This is a genomic window from Paraburkholderia humisilvae, assembly GCF_902859855.1.
Classification (GTDB): Bacteria; Pseudomonadota; Gammaproteobacteria; order Burkholderiales; family Burkholderiaceae; genus Paraburkholderia; species Paraburkholderia humisilvae.
Genome location: NZ_CADIKH010000021.1, coordinates 51,936 through 71,664 on the forward strand (window position 1 = coordinate 51,936; position 19,729 = coordinate 71,664).

The 19,729-nt window shown below is 59.6% G+C and carries 14 protein-coding genes and 1 pseudogene; 4 read left to right on the forward strand and 11 right to left on the reverse strand.

What is annotated here, in order from left to right; genetic code table 11:
• Positions 1–127: 127 nt before the first annotated feature.
• Positions 128–1,102 carry a CgnE/CgnB domain-containing protein gene (locus HV796_RS22140; protein WP_246355982.1) on the reverse strand — a complete coding sequence of 325 codons (975 nt, stop codon included), beginning with the start codon at positions 1,100–1,102 and terminating at the stop codon, positions 128–130.
• Between the two features lie 76 nt (positions 1,103–1,178).
• Positions 1,179–1,304, reverse strand: coding sequence for a hypothetical protein (locus tag HV796_RS45450; protein ID WP_281369817.1), 126 nt, complete (start codon positions 1,302–1,304; stop codon positions 1,179–1,181).
• Between the two features lie 549 nt (positions 1,305–1,853).
• On the opposite strand from HV796_RS45450, the gene HV796_RS22145 reads away from it, so the two are divergent.
• Both HV796_RS22145 and HV796_RS22150 read left to right on the forward strand, forming a co-directional pair.
• Positions 1,854–2,393: a YkgB family protein gene (locus HV796_RS22145; RefSeq protein ID WP_175228647.1), complete on the forward strand. Its 540-nt coding sequence runs from the start codon at positions 1,854–1,856 to the stop codon at positions 2,391–2,393.
• A 511-nt stretch (positions 2,394–2,904) separates the two neighbouring features.
• Positions 2,905–4,407, forward strand: a complete 1,503-nt coding sequence (locus tag HV796_RS22150) for a hypothetical protein (protein WP_175228648.1) — start codon at positions 2,905–2,907, stop codon at positions 4,405–4,407.
• 155 nt (positions 4,408–4,562) lie between these two features.
• On the opposite strand, the gene HV796_RS22155 is transcribed toward HV796_RS22150, so the two are convergent.
• The 4 genes from HV796_RS22155 to HV796_RS22170 form a co-directional block, all read right to left on the reverse strand.
• Complete coding sequence (locus tag HV796_RS22155; protein WP_217477978.1) at positions 4,563–4,934, reverse strand: allene oxide cyclase barrel-like domain-containing protein; 372 nt, start codon at positions 4,932–4,934, stop codon at positions 4,563–4,565.
• A gap of 116 nt (positions 4,935–5,050) precedes the next feature.
• Positions 5,051–6,124 carry an aldo/keto reductase gene (locus HV796_RS22160; RefSeq protein WP_175228650.1) on the reverse strand — a complete coding sequence of 358 codons (1,074 nt, stop codon included), beginning with the start codon at positions 6,122–6,124 and terminating at the stop codon, positions 5,051–5,053.
• A 221-nt stretch (positions 6,125–6,345) separates the two neighbouring features.
• Entirely contained in the window at positions 6,346–8,199 is a 1,854-nt protein-coding gene (locus HV796_RS22165) for a flavin monoamine oxidase family protein (protein WP_175228651.1), read from the reverse strand.
• 200 nt (positions 8,200–8,399) lie between these two features.
• Complete coding sequence (locus HV796_RS22170; RefSeq protein WP_175228652.1) at positions 8,400–9,371, reverse strand: AraC family transcriptional regulator; 972 nt, start codon at positions 9,369–9,371, stop codon at positions 8,400–8,402.
• A gap of 407 nt (positions 9,372–9,778) precedes the next feature.
• Here HV796_RS22170 and HV796_RS22175 point away from each other — a divergent pair, with 407 nt between their 5' ends.
• Entirely contained in the window at positions 9,779–10,645 is an 867-nt protein-coding gene (locus HV796_RS22175; RefSeq protein WP_175228653.1) for a hypothetical protein, read from the forward strand.
• Between the two features lie 259 nt (positions 10,646–10,904).
• Here the strand turns inward: HV796_RS22175 and HV796_RS22180 are convergent, their stop codons facing one another.
• The 4 genes from HV796_RS22180 to HV796_RS22195 all read right to left on the reverse strand — a co-directional run bounded on the left by HV796_RS22180 (position 10,905) and on the right by HV796_RS22195 (position 14,552).
• The gene (locus HV796_RS22180; RefSeq protein WP_175228654.1) at positions 10,905–11,420 is read right to left on the reverse strand and encodes a hypothetical protein; all 516 of its coding nucleotides are present in this window, start codon (positions 11,418–11,420) and stop codon (positions 10,905–10,907) included.
• Between the two features lie 124 nt (positions 11,421–11,544).
• Entirely contained in the window at positions 11,545–11,817 is a 273-nt protein-coding gene (locus tag HV796_RS22185; RefSeq protein ID WP_175228655.1) for a hypothetical protein, read from the reverse strand.
• 705 nt (positions 11,818–12,522) lie between these two features.
• Positions 12,523–12,780, reverse strand: a complete 258-nt coding sequence (locus tag HV796_RS22190; RefSeq protein ID WP_175228656.1) for a hypothetical protein — start codon at positions 12,778–12,780, stop codon at positions 12,523–12,525.
• Positions 12,781–13,097: 317 nt separating this feature from the next.
• Entirely contained in the window at positions 13,098–14,552 is a 1,455-nt protein-coding gene (locus tag HV796_RS22195) for a DUF2252 domain-containing protein (protein ID WP_175228657.1), read from the reverse strand.
• A 1,132-nt stretch (positions 14,553–15,684) separates the two neighbouring features.
• Between HV796_RS22195 and HV796_RS22200 the strand changes: the two genes are divergently transcribed.
• On the forward strand, positions 15,685–17,802 hold the full coding sequence (locus tag HV796_RS22200) for a cytotoxic necrotizing factor Rho-activating domain-containing protein (RefSeq protein ID WP_175228658.1): 2,118 nt from the start codon (positions 15,685–15,687) through the stop codon (positions 17,800–17,802).
• Between the two features lie 18 nt (positions 17,803–17,820).
• Here HV796_RS22200 and HV796_RS22205 read toward each other — a convergent pair.
• Positions 17,821–19,582 (reverse strand): annotated as a pseudogene (locus tag HV796_RS22205) (peptidoglycan D,D-transpeptidase FtsI family protein).
• Positions 19,583–19,729: the final 147 nt, after the last annotated feature.

A 19,729-nucleotide genomic window follows, 5' to 3' on the forward strand; every position in this document is an offset into this window, starting at 1 on the left:
GTTACAACGCTTGATCGGGAGTCGTCGCTCGCGGTCGACTGGCCGCATCCGCGGTGCGGTGACTATCAGGTGACCGCGATGAGTGTGAGCGGGACTCGCGGCGGCTGCATCAGGTGCGTAACGGGGCCTATAGGCGATATTGCCCGTCGAATACAATCCGCTCGTCGAACTGAAGCGTGCCGGAACTGAAGATCAAGTCCAGGTGATGACTGCCCACGGCACCGCCACCCAAGCCGAGGTGCAGCCCGCAGTGCCGTTCCTCGAATCCGGCGTTGCGTCCATAAAGGCTGCGCACGCCTTCGTTTGTACCGATTCCCAGTTCCTCAATCGTGCTGTTGGAAGGATGGGCCGACAGATAGGCCTCGAGGTCGCGCCTGAGCCCTTCGCTTTCACAAGCGACACGAACAATACGGGACTTCTCGACGACGATCGTGACCGGAGAGGAGATAACGCCGTATTTCACCGCGAACGGTATCGTGCTGAGGAACGTACCGGTGAACTGCAGGCACGCGTTGATGTCGTCGCAATGCGTGGCGATTTCACCCGGGACGAGATCGAAATTGCCTTTACCGTTGATGCTGGTCCATTTTTTCGCCGAATGTAACGGTGCGTTGAGCCAGGACCCTTTGCCGTTGGAGAACGCCAGATGCGTTGCGCCGGCGGCAATGCCGATAAGCTGGCTGTTTAGCGCATCGATTCGCTCGGGCTCGACGCTGAATGCTTCGCGGAAGTATGGCCCGTAGTCCTTGAACAAAATGGATTTGCGCCAGTGCTCGGTCATGGTTGATTGCAACTGACGTACAAACCCGGGACCGCCCGGTTGCGGTCGAGGCAGCGTCGACGAATCGTAGAAGAAAACGAATACGTCGGCCTCGCGAATCGCGTTGCTCAGTACCTCTTGAGGAGCATGATCGAGTTCGAAACGACGCAACTGATAGCCCGGAAGACTACGCGTGCCGTCCTCGATTTCGGTTGCGATGTCCTCATACCCGCTGGTGTAGCCGAGCATGACAGTGCAGTTGGCTTTGCCGAGAACAGCCGGATGGTGGGACAGATAGTAGGCAAAGTGTGCAACAGACGCATTTTGGACAATGGAAGTCAACGCACTGGCTCCTTGCAGAAGGACGGAACGTTCCGGCGGCGGACACCTTGATGGCATCCGCCACCGGAGGACAAGCTTAGAACGGCCACATCGCGGTGCCGAACGGCACCACGGCGTCAGACTGCATCATTTCTGCTGCCGCTTCGTGCGTTTCGGCGTCAAACCAGTCTTTCAGGTCGATCTCTACCTTTTCCTGTTGCATATTCGCCTCGTCTGGAAGGTAAGCACTATTGAACATGATGGAGGCATTACCCAATGCCTGATAGCACGTGGGATTGCCGCCGGAAAGAAGCCTATCATATCAATTACATTTTGCTTTAAAAATTAAAACGTCATCTTATAAAACGCTTATTGCATAAAAATAATAATTCGCATAATGCGAATCGGGTAGTGCGACAGTCGCTATGCGAAGTAATTGGCCATGCAATTTACATTCACCCCGCTCTGATCGCGTGGCGGCCGCCTGTCGTTGACAGGCTTGGGCGAACGCTTCCCGTCGTGCCTGCGATCCGGCTGGGTGGTCAACGCGACTTGGCCAATCGATCCGGTCGAGGATTGCACCGGTCGTTTGATACGTTCAGGCAACTTATCGAGTCAGTTGAGTATTAAAAGCAAGGCTCCTGACAGACATACTGGTTGCACTGACGAAAGCGAACCAACGAAAGGAGTTTTCAATGTCGCAAATCCAGATCTCTGCGGTTCAGGCCGCCACCGGCACCGAAGGTGTCATGGCTTCAACGCGGAGGAAATCATGAATTACATCGTCGATATACTGGGGCGTTCGGGTCTCCTGAAACGCGACCTCGACTACCACCTGCTGCGCGCCGCGATGGTGGTTATTTTCGCGTGGTTCGGCTACGACAAATGGTTTGATGCTGAAATCACAGGGCTGATTCCATTAATCACGCACGGCCCGCTGATCTTCTGGATGATTCCGGTCCTGGGCGTTGGAGGCACGAGCATCTTGCTTGGAACTGCGGAATGGACCTTTGGCTCGCTACTGTTTCTTGGGTTCTGGAATAAGAAGTTGGGAGTGCTGGGCGCTCTCGGTTCTACGTTCAGCTTCATTGCCACGTTCACGATCTTTCCATTTGCGCCTGGCGCGTGGGAACCTGCCGCTGGAGGGTTTCCTGCGATGACAATAGTGTCGGCCTTCCTTTTGAAGGATCTTGTCTTGCTGGTGGTTTCTGTCTACCTGCTCAAGCAAGACGTTTCCCGAGTGATGGAGGCCCGGACTCTGCGGAGTAGCGCAACGCCGTCCGTTCCGCAAACCGACCGCGTAAGGGTGTGAGGAACACGCTCCTGGCCCACGTTCGGTGGGCTCAGGGGGTCGGTCTGCCTGCGTAGAAATCCTAACGATAATCTGAGTGAACGAAGTGATGCAAGTCATGGAGCACGTAGCCCATTGGCTTACAGCGTGCAATGTAAAGCCTTGAAGAGTGGTCAACCCCTTCAGTGAGTCTCATCAGTTCCGGAAAAGTCTGCAGTGCCAGCGCCGCAATTCTTAAATTTCGTAATTCGTTATTCACTGGTTTGACATGGATAGTTCGTAACGTCTGTGGCGCGCTATATCGGCAGCATGCACTCATTTCATTAACCTTGGTTTGACTTGATAAATGGCAACGAAAGCGACGTTTAGGTTACTTCCAATTACAGTTCTGGTCTCGACGCTATTCGGATGCGGAGGTGGGAATTCAACTACGCCGCAATCCAGTGCCGGCGGCACTGCACCTGCTTCTGTCAGCAACTTCACCGCCGGGAATCTGCTGGTCTCTCGCTCGACGTACGATCCGGCGAATGTCGTGAGCGGCACGCTGCCGTTTAACGCAACACCTGAGACCACCAATTCCACGCCCGTGACCGCCGTCACGCCCGGCACATTTCCGAACGTATTCACCAACGCCACGAACGACGCGAATTTCGGCGTCACCTCAGAGGTGCTGCTGGATCAATGGGCGCCGGGCGCAGCGAGCGCCGCGCAAACGATCGACATCACGTCGATGGCCGCAAAAGCCCAGACCAACTTTGCGACCAGCTTTTCATCGAAATCCGAACTGGCATTAAACGTTTCACTCGATCATAAATCGATGACCCTGGTCGCTTACAATAGTCCAATTGATCAGCTGGATATTTCCAATAGCAATACCCCTGGTGTTGTCGATCCGACCAATAACGACATTGCAACGCCAACCTTCCGCACTGTCGCTCAGTTGAATTTCGCTGATAGCAGCATGTCGTTTACGAATACGAATGCTTTCAGCGGCGATAACGGCCGTGGGGCAATCCTCGCGACTGGCATGTACTACATGGTCGGTAATGCGGGCGATTCGGGAAAAACCCCGAAGCCGACTACCGCGCAGCTCGATATGTTGACGATGGATACCGGCGTGCAAAGCATTGTTCCGGGCAGTTCATGTCCGTTTACGCAGGTCATCGGCGCGTTTCAATCCAGCAGCGGAGGCAGCTATAGTCCCGCGCCTGCGGGAACCGCATGCTCGCTGGCGGACATGGGCACCATTACCGGTGGCAATTCCACGGGTGACCAATTTGGCTTTTCGGTTACCAGTCTGGGCCAGCCGGCGGACAAGACGGGTAAGGATGACAACTTCCGTGGCTTGTTCGTAGGTCCGGATGGAACGATGTATGTCACGAAGGGAAGCGGCAGCAATGGCGTGAATACCGTCTATCAGGTGGGTGCCACGGGTGCGCTGGCCAACGGCGGTCTGTTGCCTCAGAACGCCACGTTCACGATCGTTCCCGGCTTCACGACTGCGTTGGCAAGCAATCCGCCGCCCACTACGATTACCGGTACGCTTTTTCCTTTCGGCCTCTGGATTCCGCCGTCGAACCCGTCAATCATGTTCGTTGCTGACGAAGGTGACGGCACAGCGGGTGATCAAACGACTGGCAGCGGCGGTCTATGGGTGTACCAGAATCAGAACGGCACGTGGAAGCCTCTGGCTCATTTGACGGCGGGCCTTAACCTGGGGACCCCCTACACGGTGACTGATAGTCTGGGCCTGTTCGGAACCGCTGGGGCCAACTACACCACCACACCGGACGGTCTTCGCAGTATCACGGGTCAAACCAATAGCGACGGCTCGTTTACGATCTTTGGGACGACCTCGACGGCCGGCAACAGCCTCGGTGCCAACTTCGATTCGGGCGCAGACTCGAACCAGCTAGTCAAGATCACGGTGAACGTGAGCGGTGCGACAGCCACGTCCGCAAGCGGATTTAGCGTGATGCAGACGGCTCCGTTCGGTCAAGTCTTGCGCGGTGTGGCGATTGTGCCGGGCGCCTGAAGCGGCTGACGTACCGGACTCACGCCCGATCTTCCACCAACCCCGGGATATTGTGCCAGCCTCGATTCCCGGGCGTCCCCGGTCATGACACATGAGCCGGGTCCGTCCTTCTGGAGCAGGCACATTCCACCCGCTCCGAATGCCTGCCGGAAGGACTATCGTGCGATGCGGCGCAGCGTGACGATCTGGCTGAACGTACCATCCGGCATGGGTTGGGTGACTAACACCCCGCCGTATTGCTGATAGGCACCGGTGGCGCCTATCACTGGAAGCGTCGATGGCCCCGACGCTGCCTCCTGCCCACCGACCGTGATCGTCCCATCGGCAAGCTGCAAGGTCCATTGGCATTGCGAGAAGACGCCCGGCCTGACCGTGATACAGAATCCGCCATTATTGCCAATGACCTTATGACGCACATCCAGCAATGGCTGATCAAAAACCAGCATATCGCCTTGCGACGGACCGGGCGCGCCCAGATCGACGGGCGTCTTTGTCCCTGCGTTCGCATCGGCGAACGTTTTTAGCACGATCGAGCTATCCGAAGCGAAAGCAGGCAATGAAATGCATAGCGCTGAACAAACGAGAAAACGCACACCAGGTTTTGCGAGTCTATTCAATTGCATGAGTAGCCTTTCATAACGGTCTAGTAGCGATCTTCGTCTGTGGTCGGCGCCAACGGCGACTTCGTGCTTGAGAATCCGTTCACCGTCAGTCCGTTCTGGATCGCCGCGCGGGCCCGCGCGATGATCTGCGTAAGCGAAGTAGGAGCCGGAGTGGTCATGCGTTCGAGTTCTGCGATTTCATCAGCTGACAGCGCGATATCGAGTGACTGCACATTTTCGTCGAATTGATCGAGCGTGCGTGCGCCGATGATCACCGGCCCGACCCCGGGTTGCGTTGATAGCCACGCCAAGGCCACGGCGGCCGCCGACGTATCGTGTTTGTCGGCAATAGCGCGCAGCGCATCGACTAGCACATGCTCCCGTTCGCCAATCGGTATGCCGAACGTCGTAGCGCGTCCGGTGCCGCCGGCGCGCGCGTATTTGCCGGACAGCAAACCGGCTTTCAGCGGAGACCAGGGCATCACGGCCAAGCCCAATGTCTGCGCCATCGGCACGATTTCATGTTCGACGCTTCGCTCGAGCAGCGAATATTCGACCTGCGTAGCGACAAGCGGTGCAAAGCCGCTCATCCGGTTCATCATCTGCGCCTGGCAGACGCGCCACGCGGGGGTATTGCAGAACCCGAGGTAACGGACCTTTCCCGCGCTCACCAGATTATCCAAAGCGCGCATTGTCTCTTCGATTGGTGTGAGCTCGTCGTAGCCATGCAGCCAGTAGAGATCGATATAGTCTGTGCGCAGCCTGCGCAACGATTGCTCACACGCGCGGATGATCGCCTTTGCGCTCAAACCGCCACCGTTCGGGTCCCCAGGGAACAGATTCGATCCGAACTTGGTGCCGATCACCAGTCGATCGCGGCGTGACCTGTCACCGGCAAGAAAATCGCCGATAATTTGTTCCGAATGGCCTTTGGTGTAAATGTCTGCGGTATCGACGAAATTTCCGCCCCGCTCAATGAAGCGGCTCAGAATCGCCTGCGAGTCGGCGACATTCGAACCAAAATTCCAATCCTCGCCAAAGGTCATGGTGCCGAGGCAAAGCGGACTGACACGCAGGCCCGAATGGCCAAGCGTCATGTAGGAGTCTAGCGGCATATGAATCCTCGCAGGCGCGGTCTTGCGCCGCGCACGGCGCGACCGGCTACCGTTTACACGGAAAGAATGGCCGGTCGGCGTAACGGCCTCACCGGCCCGGATGCAGGCACTCTGCTTTGAGGAATTGAGCCTACATGTCGTGTTACTGGTCGGTACGGATTGTGTGCGAAGCGAAGCAAGTCTTCGCGAACGCGGCCGTCACGTATTACGGCGATAAGCCTTCAGTTCTGGTGCGACAGCGGCACGGCATCGCGGCGCGGATACGCGCGCGTGAAATCGAAGCCGTCGGCAAACTCCGCCTGGTGGTTGTGCAGCAGGTGCAACACGGCGTCCAGTGCGACACGCAATGCGGATTCGACCCAGCCGCCGTCGATCGCATAAGCTTCGCCGGCCAGATAGAGCTTCGATTCGGCGCTGAAGTTCTGGTTGTAGGTGAACAATGCCCGGTTCGTTCGTTCGATGCCTGGCCGGTAAACCCGGGCGGCGCCGCGTATCGTCGGCTGCCGAATCCATTGGACCACTGCGAACTGGTGCTCGTCCACATAGCGCGACAGGCGGTCCAGGCTGCCGCCGCGCTTCAACATCCGATCGACCGCATCGATACAGCGAGAGACGAGGGCGGCATCATCGGGTTCGCCGAGCAGGTTGTTCGCGTACGCGTCCCAGGTATAGCTGAGCAGCAGCACGCCGGGATCCGTGATTCGCGGCGTTTGAACCGCGTACGCATAGCTTTGTTGGAGAAAGTTATCCGCGGCCATCAGTTGCGGAATGTTCGACTTTTCCCAGTAACGTTCCTTTAGCGCAACGTACACTTTGCCAACGCTCATCCAGTGAGACATCCGGTCACCGTCGATCACCTCGCCAGGCAGCACCGTTTCCGGAAAGTCGTGCATCCGGATTGCCGTGCGGTTGCCTGACATTGATGCAGTGAGCAACACGGCGTCATAGGTGCGCTCGTGCGCCGCGCAACTGAGCCGCATCCGTCCGCCTGGAACGCGCGCTATTTGATGCACGGGGCTGCGCGTGTAGAGCCGGACGCCGCACCGTTCATCGCGCAACGCGTCGTACAACGACAGCGGCGCGACGTGCTCGCTGTGCACCGGGCTAAAGAACATCGCATCCGCAATCGACTGCACGCCCAGATAGCGGGGCGCCGCCAGCGGATGACCCAGGCTGTCGGTCAGCGATGCGTCGCCCGAATGCGGGCCGCCAGCGAAGTCGCCGCGCGGGTCGAATCGTCCCTGGATCAGATGCAAGTCGTCGAAATAGCCGAATAACATCAGCCGGAATATCATCAGCGCGGAGATGTCGAGCTGTGCCGACCACGAGCCGTCGCCGACGCCGATGCGCTCGAGAATGCCGGTCTGCCGCTCGCTCATGCCTGCGCCGCCCAGATCGCCAGGCTCGTTCGGGTCATAGCGATGCAGCGCGGGAGCGTACATGACGTCGCGAAAGCTATCGCGCCAGTAGCGTTGTTCGATCGCCCGCCAGAGCGCTGGCCACCTCGGTGTATCGAAGCTTGCGCGTATCGCTGCCAGCGTCCGGGACACGAACGTTTGCCACTTTTGCCGAACTTCGGCGACGTCCGGGTCAAGAGGCAGCGCGCCGTTCGGCGGTTTCAGATTGAAAGTACCCGTGCGCTCCGAATACAGCCCGAATGAAAATCGATCGGAACTTGCGGTCGGAAATGGCTGAGACGTCAGTCCGAACGCGTGCGCATACTGCGCAAAAATGGCCGCTGGGCCTTGCGCGCGGCTGAACATCGGAATGCGCATCGCGCCTAGCTCGAATACCGTGTGTTGCCCGGCCACCGGTTGCGAGCGCAAGCGCCCGCCGAGCCGGGCCGATGCCTCATAGATGTCGATGTGTGTGACGCCGCAACGAAACAGTTCGCGCGCCGCAGTCAGGCCAGCGATGCCCGCGCCTACGACGGCGATGCGTAAATCCGACCGCACGTTGCGGGCGATGCCGCAGCGCTGCGTCAACTGCAGCAGGTGCGCGAAGTCGAAATTGAAATCGGCGGGATTGGGATAGGCGACCCGCCATGCGTCGGGTGCGGCCGTTCTGTCGTTCATGCAAGGCCTCTAAATCACGTACGGAAAAGGGAAACCCGGCGCCGGTTGCGATCACTTGCGAGGCGGTCGCATGGGCAACTGGGTGTCTTTATCGTATTGGCGATGCAGGCAGCGCACGTGCGCGACAGACGCGAGTTGTGTGCGCGAGATTCGCTTTCAGCAGGCGCGGCGGGTTGTGCGACATGCACACCCCCCGTCCTTTAAATTGCCTGGTGCTCTCGCGGCGTGGTGAGAAAGCCGCTTTTCGCATGCACCTCGCTGGGCGGCATGCCGAAGCGCAACCTGAAAGCGTGGCTGAAATGCGACGCAGTAGAAAATCCGCACTGCAGCGCAACGTCCTGCACGAGGTTGCGCCGCCACGGCGTAGCGGCCAGCACGCGCGCGGCGCGCTCGAGGCGCACGCTCAGCACGTAGCGCATCAGCGAGATGCCTTCGGCCTTGAACAGTCGGCTCAGATGTTTCTCGGACACGCAAACATGCGCGGCGATCGTCGACGGAGCGAGGTTCGCATCGCCCGCATAGCGGGCGATGAAGCGCTTCGCCTTGAAGACAATCGACGCCGCAGTGCGGCGGGCATAGGGGGTGAGGGGATCGTTGACAACGATGTCCATCAGATCCAGTAATTGTTCGCTCATACGCAGCCGGACGTGTTCGCTCGACGCGAATGACTGACGACCAAGGCACTCGATCAGCGTACGCACCATCTGCACGTCGGGAGACGACACGTCCGGCACGAGAGCATCGGTCAGGCAATAGCGAAAGCCGCGCTCGCGCAGCGAAGCACGAGGAATGCGAAAACCGAAGCCCGTCACGTACTCCGGCACGATCTCGCGATACCGGGCCGTCGGATCGAGCATTACCATGTCCCCCGGATTTAACGTGCGCATTTGCCCGTTTTGCTCGATGACTCCGCGCCCGTCGCCGACAAGCTTGAGAATCAGATAGTCGCTGGACCAGCAGGACTGCTCGCCCGGCAGGGGCGTCAGTATCTGGTGACGCAGATCTGCGGCGAGAATGACAGTGCGCCCCACACACCAGTTCTTGACGTGCGATCCGGCCGATTTGACCGGATCTGCGCGAGTGTCGACACTGAACGAACGCATGACGTCGCGCCAATGCTCGTCACGCGCCGCGGCGCTTGGATGCGGCACGTGGCCGTGCTGTCGAACCATTGAGAATTCCCGCTGGAAAGAACAGGGCAAGCAGCCACTGTACGTTGCCCTCCAGCACAAAGAACGCGCTGCGAGATGGCGTTATTCCCTGCCGGATATCCGGGGTGATCGACGCGATCGCGGGGACAGGAAAGATTTTGGGCGGCGGCGGAGGAAATCGAGCGCGGTATCCGTGAAGCGCGACGCGCGCTCGATGCTGGAAATGTGCGAAGCACTGAATCTATCCACGCGCGATGGAGCAATAGGACGACCCGCGCAAACTGGCTTGAACTGCATGCAGTGGCCAACGACCGACAACAAGGAATGTTCACAAAAGTTCAGATTTCCGTTTTTTCAGACGCTCAGAATACGGGCTGACTGGCAAAGCGTCGATGGGGAAAGGCAGGCTCTCAACCAAACGGATTTCTATGGAATCGCTAGATATCGCGCAGATCTGCAAGCGCATAGCAGTGCATCGACCGTACTTCGCATTCTCCGAACTCAAGGCAAGGTCGCGTGATAAAGCGATATACGGAATGTTTAGCGCTGAGCAGGTAACGGGTTCCGAACTCGGGCCCGTTTCATCGGCGGAGCTGGGCCGTCATCTGGCAATACTCGGCAGTTGTGCCGCGGCGCTGGATGGACCGGATGACATGACTTATTACCTCGCTAGCAAGGGCCGTTTAAAACTGCTACCGAATACCCACGAAGGTCAAGAGGATCAACGCGGCATCGCGGTCGCTGCCGTGACGAGCCGGAATCGCAGGACCATGACCGCAGAGGTTTTGGGGCATTACGGATCGCTCGCCGCACATCTTTGGTGTGAATATCAAATTCTCTCGCACGAAGTATTTTCCCGAATCTTCAGCGGGCACCATACGGATTCCACCCCACAGGCCGACAAGTCGCCGTATTCGACCCCCGTCGCATTTGATGTGCTTTCCGCCAACGCCGAGAGCATCGTTGTTTGCACAAGCGAAGTTGGATCTGAGAACTTTGCTGGGCATTTCGATCACTACCCGTCCTGGCCGGTCGCTATTCTTGCCGATACGTTCGGTCAAGCGCGGACCGTGCTTTTGCACAATATGCTGGATCGGCAGGTTAACTACCGAGTCGGGTATATCAACGTAGATGCGTTTCAGCTGGCGCCGGCGTCGGCCAGATTGACGTTCGAAGTTACATGTGTCAGCTCTTTTCCTTCGTTGGGGCGATACGTATTTGGCGCCAAGGTTTTGTGGGGCGATAAGACGATCGCGGCAATGGAATCTGAAGTTTACGCGTCCACGCACAGGTGACGCATCGCGCCCTTCTGAGCGCATCTCCTGAAGCAAACCAAATAAAAATAGTATCAATTTTGTCGAGCGATTCGCGAGCCTTGGCGAGGATGAGTGCGCGGGCACTCATCGGTCCGCGTCTTTGGTGAGGCGGCTCCTCGTCACAAGCGGCCGACGTGCTTCACGACGATTGACCGGCGCTCGCGGAAACGGGAGGGGCGCCTTTGCGTTTCAGCGCTCGCGCGCGTCGGGCGATGCCATCGTGGCTGCGGGTCGCAGGTCAACGCTTTCCGAAATTGTGCTTTGCAAGCGCTGCTCGAGCCTCTGCGAGAAAAAAATCCGGATACTGCTCGAACACTGCCAGGAAGGCGGTGCAGATGGATTGCAGCTCTTCTGTCATGGACGAATCGGCGGTCAACAGGACAAATGCTTCCGCCGCCGCAATGGGCCCCACGAGTGCCATAGAGTCGAGCAACATAATGTATGGGTCAGAGAAAAGTCTTTCCCCACATACACCGATGGCCGCGTCTAGAACGCCTGCGGATGCCGGCGAAAGCGGCGGCGACGCGACGACCAGACGCAAGCACGATGTTAGCCCACCGGGGCCTTCGAAGCGCCCGATATCTTTCACGTCACGTTCAAGGCGGCGAATCGGTCCAGGTGCGGCGTAGATGTAGAGTTTGGCTCGCTCAGCTATTGGTAACGTGCAGTAGTCCATCCGGATTCCTCGGTCCTGAATATGGTTGGGGGGCGCGATGCCCGCGATGACGAAACGGCTGAAGGCAGCAACATGCATGCATGCGTGTTGCCGGTGGTGAGTGGGATGGCTCGTTAGACATTCGAAAGACACCGCCGGCGATGGTAAATGCGTGGCGTGACAAAGTCACGACCGTGTAATGCTGCCAACACAGGCGTGTCAATCATGTATAATTGACAACGATGTCAATAATCGTACGATTGAAAATCAGGATCGAATCGTCGCCCTTGAAGGCATGCTTGAGATCGGAAAATACCGGACGATCGCTCCACGCGTCGTCGATAAATTCGATGCAAGCAATCAGCGACGGCCGCCGCTCGCTGAGCGTTTTCCGGTTTGTCATCTCAGAGGTCGGGCCGCGTCCGGCCAGGAACTGCTGTTCATCTCCCGACGCGGTGCGTACACGAGCCGCTATTCGACACAATTCGGATGCCATGCAAAGAACGCGCGGTTTGCCGGATGTGCATCGGGTGACCGACATTGTCAACCATGACGTACGGACCACGGTCAGATCACGAATCGGGAGCTCGCGTTCGATGGCAGGTGAGCGTTGTGCCTGTCCTACGAAACGCCAGATCGCTTGTGGCAATGTCGGTGGGACAAGTGCCTATTTCCCTTAAGACAAGTTAACGGCAAGCTGCCGCAACTCGTTCCAATCACGATTCGGCAGTCGTAGCGAGATCCCGGGCAGGCACTGCCTTCAGCACGACGCGCGACGTGAACCAAAAAACCACTCGCGTCATCGCTGGTTCCGGGCGGCGATTTTTAGCGCTCCCGGCTACTGCAGATATCGTAGCCGTGGCGTTCGATAGCGCGCGTGCGCCTTTTGACCTCGGCAAGATCGGACGCGCGTGAAACGTGCTCGACGCAGCTGCGCTCGTGCCACTGCTTGACCCACTTGTCCAGCTTTTCAAGAAAATACGCAAACACCATTTTGCTCCCAACGACGCAGGAAGTACCCGACGCTCCGCGCAAGCGAAAGACGTGGGGGAAGTACCAGACTATGCATCGTTTTCGAGAAAACATCAGCTGCGTAGAATCGAACTCACTGTATCTCTGAGGGATAGAATATTGAGGACTATAAACTTGTGCGAATGACGGCCATGCGCCGATCCTGAGTAACACGACTGATACCAGGTGCTCAGGGCATGGTTTGCATTTGTCCCATTCCATGTTGCCGTCGTCCATGCCCCCCGCCAGACTGTTTTCCATTCTCATCTTTCTTCGACGGCTCGGATGCCCCCAGCGCCAATTGCGGATGTTCATTCAGGTGAAACTGATCAGGTGGCAGCACGCCGCCGGGTACGCCAGGCGTATTCTGCGCATACGCAACTGAGACGGCTGTGATCAGCACGCCAGCGATCAGCCCGGCAACATAAGCAGAATTGAAGGAGTTCATGGTAGTCGGCGCGGTTTCTCGGCCGCGCAAGTTGCGCGCAATGCGGAGGAGGTTAGCACATGGCCCGACGCCCTGACATAGCGGGTTAACGCAGAGCGTTTTACCGCGCGTCCATTGCAGGCTGGTTGAAATCCGCGAGGCGCAGCACGATCGTCAAGCGTCGAGGCCAGTGACCTACGGCGTCGTTTCCAACAACCCGCCAATGTGCACAAGGTCACTCGACGTCCGCAACGAGGAAAGCGCGCGCGCCCGGCGGCCTGTCGGGTGGGCCATTCAGCCTCGACGACATGTTCGGAAACGATGGGCGTGCGTCAATTTCACTCGCGAATAACCCGGATGCGTCCCGCCTTGACCGCTGCTTTCAAAACCGTCCAGTCGGCCTCATTCTGTTCCGCATACGCGAGCGCGAATCGCTCGATGGCCTCGTCGAATGCACTCGACCTGCCTACATATCCGCTTAGCCGTGCGGGATCACCCGCTTTCGCCATTGAATGAGCGAGCGCGTGTGCGCAGGAGACCGCATATTCGCCAAGATCTTCAACGTCAAAGGTGGAGAAGTCGAAGGCGCCCTTCATGTCGCGCAATTGCCGCACGTAGAAGTCGCTGCCCGTGTGGCGCATCTTCGACCATCCGAGAAAAATGTCGCTTGCCGATTGCAGCAGACGCTGCCCGTTTACCACACGCTGGCCATGATTGGCAAAACGACTGGAAGGCAGGTAACCCTCCAGTACAGAAGCGCGCGCCTCCTTGAGTTGAAGGAACAATGGACATTCTCCATCGGCCATGAAGAGCGCTTCGTAGCAGCGGGTCCCCACCGACCCAATGCCCACCACGCGTATGGCGACATCCACCAGTTCATAGCGATCGAACAGCGCGCGCCTGTCATCAGGGAGTGTCAATCGGTAGTCGGCGAAGAAGCGCCGGACCAATGCATCGTACTGCTTCTGATCGTGCGGGCTCTCCAACGGGATGTGATACACAAGCGGTGGCACGTCCTTGATTCGCAGCCTGCCGTTGACCAGCTCGGTCGCGTGACTCATGACGGAACGCGAAGACTGCTGCTTCGCCTTGTCGATGACCGCCAGTTCTTTCCTTCTTTCAACCATCGAATCAGCAATGGCAAGCATGCTCGCTGCCGTGAACTGGTAGTACCAGACGTCGAGCGTGTCCATCCTGCTGAACTCGGCGATTCGCTGCCGGAACGTCTCGCATAGTCGACGCACCACGCTACGCTGCTCGCGTACCGTGAATCCGCGTTCGCGTGCCGCAATCACGAATGACGCAGCCAGCCTGCGGACATCCCAGTCGAAGGGGCCGGGCAGCGTTTCGTCGAAGTCGTTGGGTCCGAAAAGGATGCGTCGCTCCGGGCTCGCGAACAGTCCGAAATTGGCCAGATGCGCATCGCCGCCCAGTTGCACCGTCAGATTGGAATGCGGCAGTTTCGACAGGTCGTGCGCCATCAACGGCGCGGCACCGCGATAGAACGCAAATGGACTCGCGACCATACGCCCGTAGCGAATCGGGATAAGCTCCGCCACCCGGCCCACGTTGGACGCCTCAAGCAGCGCGATCGGATCCCGATCCTGGATCTTGCAGTCGGCCAGCTTCGCACGCGGCACCTTTGCGCGCGCTGCCTTGCCCTGCTCGATACGGGTCAGCAGCGAGCCGCGCCCTGCGAACAACATGGACGGGTCTTCCTGTGCGGCCTGTGCCTTTGGATCAGGGGACTGCGTAGCGGGTCCGTTGCGCTTTGGATCGGCAGGTTCTGACATGGTTCTCTCCGTTTTTCAATCTGTCGTCCACGCGGCCCGGCTTTATGCCGCGTTGGCGTCCCGCGAAGGCCCAGATAGGCGTGGCGCGAATTCCTGTAGCGCGTGAATCGCGATATCCACTGTCGCAAGGATCGTGCGCTGCGCGCGGTTCGCGAGCAAGGCATTCAGCCTATGCGCAAACAGGGTGATCGCAAGGGTGCTGTGGCTGTCGGGTATCGTCGCGTGTGCGGGACGGGGCGAGCAAGGGCAGCCAGGTGGCCGTGCCGACCCGCAGTGGGGAAAGAAGGGAAATCGTAAGGTGCGTCGCTGCGCCATTCCTGAATACGGACGCCGCCACGACGACGCGTCGACACGGAAGTTCCACATCGTTACCCCGGATAGAGAGCCGATCGAGACAAGGAGCGAACCTGATGCCACACTGACACGCTCGTCTCTTTGTCTCGAGTAGTCAATATTCAAGTATCCCAGGATTCATCGTGCTGTGGAGTTTTTCCGCCGGATGCGATCGCGGAACGACGGAGACGGGCCTGACAATAATGGAGAGGGTTGGGAAAGCGTCGTGAGATATCCGGGCATAGAACGCCGTGACCTGTGCGCCAACGTTGCCCGTGGAGATCGGCGGCTTTGCGGCGACATGGTGATGTTCCGACGGGTTCGCTGAACGGCAGCTTCCGGTCGAACCCGGATCCGCACGTTCCTCCCGGAATTCGCCTTTGCAGACGGACGTCGAAGCGCGCGTCCCCTTCTGAGGACAAAAAAAGGGCCGCCAGGACCTCGGCGGCTCAACAGGGGATGCCGACGATATTCGCAGCGGAAAATTAAACGAACCTTAAGGCGCCCGGCTGACCGTGCGGCTTTCTGTACGCGTTGTACTGACTGCCTACCGCATCGACGGGGACTGTGTCGCCTACGCTGTGGTCTCTCTCCTCGTGTGCCGCTATGCGAGTGGATCAACCGCTGTCAGGGAGAACACATCGTGCAGACCCTCGGAAGGACGCCGTACCCGACGCCATTCAACCGTCCGGATTTCAATCTGCCTCGACATGATGACGATGATGGGCGCCAGTCGAACGAAGTTTCTGGAACGCCGCGCGGACCGGCGCAGCAAACGAGCGCTGCGGGGAAGGGCACCATGCCGGATCGACGCCCGCCGCAGGCCAAACGGTCGTCGCCTCCAGGGACTCAGCACACGACTGATGTGACCGATACCGGCCCGTCCGGCGATATCCTGAAGCGCTATCCGGACGCTGCACAGATGGCGCCGCGCTTTCTGCACTTTGAGGACCGGGTCGCCGAGATACGCGAAAGACAGCGCGGCGGCGGCGAACTGTCGATCGACGAGGACGACGCGCTCAAGCTGTACGACGCGCTGCACGAGCGTCTTGCGTTCCTTTGCGAAACCGACGTTCGTGCGCGCGGCGAACCGGTCGCGGACGCACGTGTGGCGGACCCGCCGCCCGAGGAAAAGCGGCAGGAAGCGAAAACTGCTGGGAATCACGGGCCCGACCATGTCCGATATATCGGCGGCGTAGCGATTAAAACGGATTACACGCTGCGAGACGTAATGGGGATAACGGCCAAAGCGGCGCAATCACCATTTGCGTCGTTTATTTCCAGTGCGAGCGATCTCGTCAAAAAGGCAACGCGCGGTGAAGCGCTGAGCGCGGCAGAAGAACAGGATATCTACCGCTATGCCGGCATCGTCGATGCATTCGCGGCGCTCACGCCGAAAGCCAATGTCATTCAGCGAGCCGGCGACGCGCTGGATTCAGTGAACGCGTTGATCGTCGGCGAAACGCCTGATCCGGAAAGGCTGCAAAGCGATTTGACGAATTCTCTCAAGGTGTTTCAACCGAAGCTAGCCACCACGACGAGGGCACCGGGCGCCCAGACGTCGGGGGCAGGCAGCGCCCGTCGCGGCGAAATCGCGCCAGGCGACATCTTTGACTTTCCACGGTTCAAGATCCAGTTTCCGTTCGACGACCACACGGCACGCAAGGTCGATATTGTCCGCAAAGTCGCGTTCAATCCGCCGCAACGGCAACCGGACGGGCGAGTAGGCTATCCGTTGAGCCCGACTCGTCCACCTCGTTTGCCCGCCGGGACGGAAGCTGAATCTGCCGCCGGTCCGAGCCGGGGCGAGGCCGGCGAGGCTGTGGGCGGGGAGACGGCCGGCGCGTCGAAGACAACCGGGACGCCATTGAGGACGGACCGGCGTAGAGCATCGGCGCCGGAAGCAAGGGCTCGCCCAGTCGGCGACCTGAAGCGGATTGCCGGCAAAGGCCCGATCAGCATCGCACTGGCGAATACACCGCTTGACGACAGCATACGGGTTCGAGACTTAGGCTCACAGTTCTTTTTCTATCGGAAAGACCGCGACATAACAGACATGAACGAACCGCGCGCCGTGCGTGGTACAGACTACGAACATCGGCGCGATGTGCTGGCGCTCGGCAACGGTGAGCAAGCCACGTCGTACGTTGCGAACTCGAAGATCGCCGCAGGCACGTTCTGGGGATACGGTCCCGCGACTCACTTGCAGGGCGCGCAACTGATCGAACTCGGTAACGGCCGCGATGGTGTGGGGGCAATCAAGCTGCCGTTCGCGAGTATGCGCCCGGGCTCGACGGTGATTGTATCCGGCGGCGCGATGAACGGCTGCACGATGCTGTTCGCGTCCGACGGTAAGGCGCTGTATGCCTATCATGCCGGCTCGACCGAAATGTCGCCGAACTGGCTGACTTCGCGTGAAGGCGCGCAAAGCATCGTCGACGCGCACACGAAGATTGGACCCAAGGATCAAGTGCCCTATCGCTGGCACGGAACTAACGACGATCTGGTGACTATCGGGCGCCAATATCCATTTTCGGCACTGATTTACAGCGGCCAATATCTTGCCAATACGCACGCGGTCGTCGGCGCGGGCAACCTGCTAGGCGCGGTGGCCGGCGTCGCGGAAACGGTGCCGAACTCGCATCTTCACGTTGCGCGCCACGCCTATGGACCGCACGACGCGCGACGCTGGCACATGATGACGTTCAACTACTACGATCACAATCCGAATCAGCGCACGGTCGGTACCGCGGAGGCGGTGATCGCGAAGGATCTGAACGGAAGGGTGACGCTCAGCGTGCTCGCCGAAAAAGGCAAACTCGATCGCGGTTCGTCGATCGGCGAACGGGGCGGCCCGATCGCGTATCGGTACAAGACGATGGACAGCGATTCGGCTGTTTATTATCCACCAGCGTGAGCGCGCGGCAGGTTTCGGTTACGCGTCGGGCGGCACGCCAAGCAGTTGCAGCGCACCGCCCGCCACCGCGGAGAACACCGGCCCTGTCACGGTACCGCCGTAGAACGCGCGCCCGGCCGGGTCGTCGATCATCACCGCAACGATCAGGCGCGGGTCGCTCATCGGCGCCATGCCGGCGAAGAGTGCACGGTAGCGGTTCTTTGCATACGTCGCACCGACCTGCTTGCGCGCGGTGCCGGTCTTGCCGCCGACGCGGTAGCCTTCGATCGATGCGGTCTGGCCCGTGCCGCCCGGGCCTGTCGCCATTTCGAGCATCGTGCGGATCGCGGCGGCTGTGGCGGGCGTTGTGACGCGTCGTGCGTAGGCGGCCGGATGGCCTGGGAGGTCGGCGGCGGGCTTGTCTTTGACATCGCTGACGAGGTGGCGGGACGCACCCTGCGGCAATGCGTCCGGCGCCGTTTCGCGCAGCAGGTGCGCGGGCCTTAGCGTACCGTCGCCCGCATAAACCGTGTAAAGCTGCGCCAACTGCAGCAATGACGCCGACAGCCCGTAGCCATAAGCCATGGTCGCCTGCTCGATCGGCCGCCAGCGCTCATACGGCCGTACCTTGCCTGCGGCAACGCCAGGGAACGTCAGCTGCGGCGCGTGGCCAAGTCCGTATTGTTGATACGTAGTCCAGATCGTCTCGGCGGGCAGATTCAGCGCGAGTTTCGCGAGCGCGATATTGCTCGATTTCTGCAACGCTTCGGCGACGGTCATCCGGCCGTGATCGGACGTGTCATGAATCACGTTCGGTCCGATCCGGTACGAACCGGGCGCGGTGTCGATCATTGTCTGCGGGCGCACTTTGCCCGCGTCCAGTGATAGCGCTACGACGACCGGCTTGATGGTCGACCCCGGCTCGAACGTGTCGACGACCGCCCGGTTGCGTAGTTGCCGACCGGTCAGCCGTGCGCGATCGTTCGGATCGAAGCTCGGATAGTTCGCAAGCGCGAGGATTTCGCCGTTGCGCGCATCGAGCACGACGACGCTACCCGCTTGCGCGCGATGCTTTGCAATGGCCGCTTTCAGTTGCGCATAGACAAGCTGCTGGATGCGGCGGTCGATGGTCAACTGCACGAGCGCGCCGTTACGCGCCGGCAACAGCGGCCGTGTTTCGTAGACGACCCGCCCAGGGCACGCCGCTCAACAGTTCGTTCGCGGCTAACTCGACACCTTCCTGGCCGTGGTCTTCGATATCAGTGAAGCCGACCACATGCGCGGCGGATTCCCCTTCCGGATAGAAGCGTTTTGAATCGGCAATCTGCGTGATGCCGGCGAGGCCGAGCTTGCCGATTTGCCCGGCCGTGTCGGCATCCACCTGGCGCTTGAGCAGCACGAAGGTTTTTTCGCCGGACACGCGGCGTAGCACTTCAGCGAGCGGCAACTCGAGCAGACGTGCAAGCGGCGCGAGCGACGCGCCGTCGATCAACTTCGGCGATGCCCAGATTTCATAAGTGGCGAGGCTGACGGCGAGCAGCGCGCCATGGCGGTCGACAATGCGCCCGCGTGTCGCATCGAGCTCAATCGTGCGCTGGTAGCGCTTCTGGCCTTGCTCGATGTAGAACTCGCGATTCACGACCTGCACCCAGATCGCGCGTCCGGCGAGCGACGTGAACGCCGCGAACGCGATGAACACGATCAGTTTCGAGCGCCATGCCGGCAGACGTGGTGCGAGCGCGGGATGTATCGCGACGTTCACATAACGGGTGGTGGAGTGCGCTTTCCTGTTCGGGGCCATGGGGCGGACGGGGTTGAGCGCATGAGGCAGCGATCGGCTCAACGGTTGAAGCCGCGGTCGCTTCTGTAGCGCAGTGCCGCATTGATTGTAAAAAAAATGTAATGTCAATGCGAGCGCGGCGCGGCAAGCGTTGCGAGAATCACAACG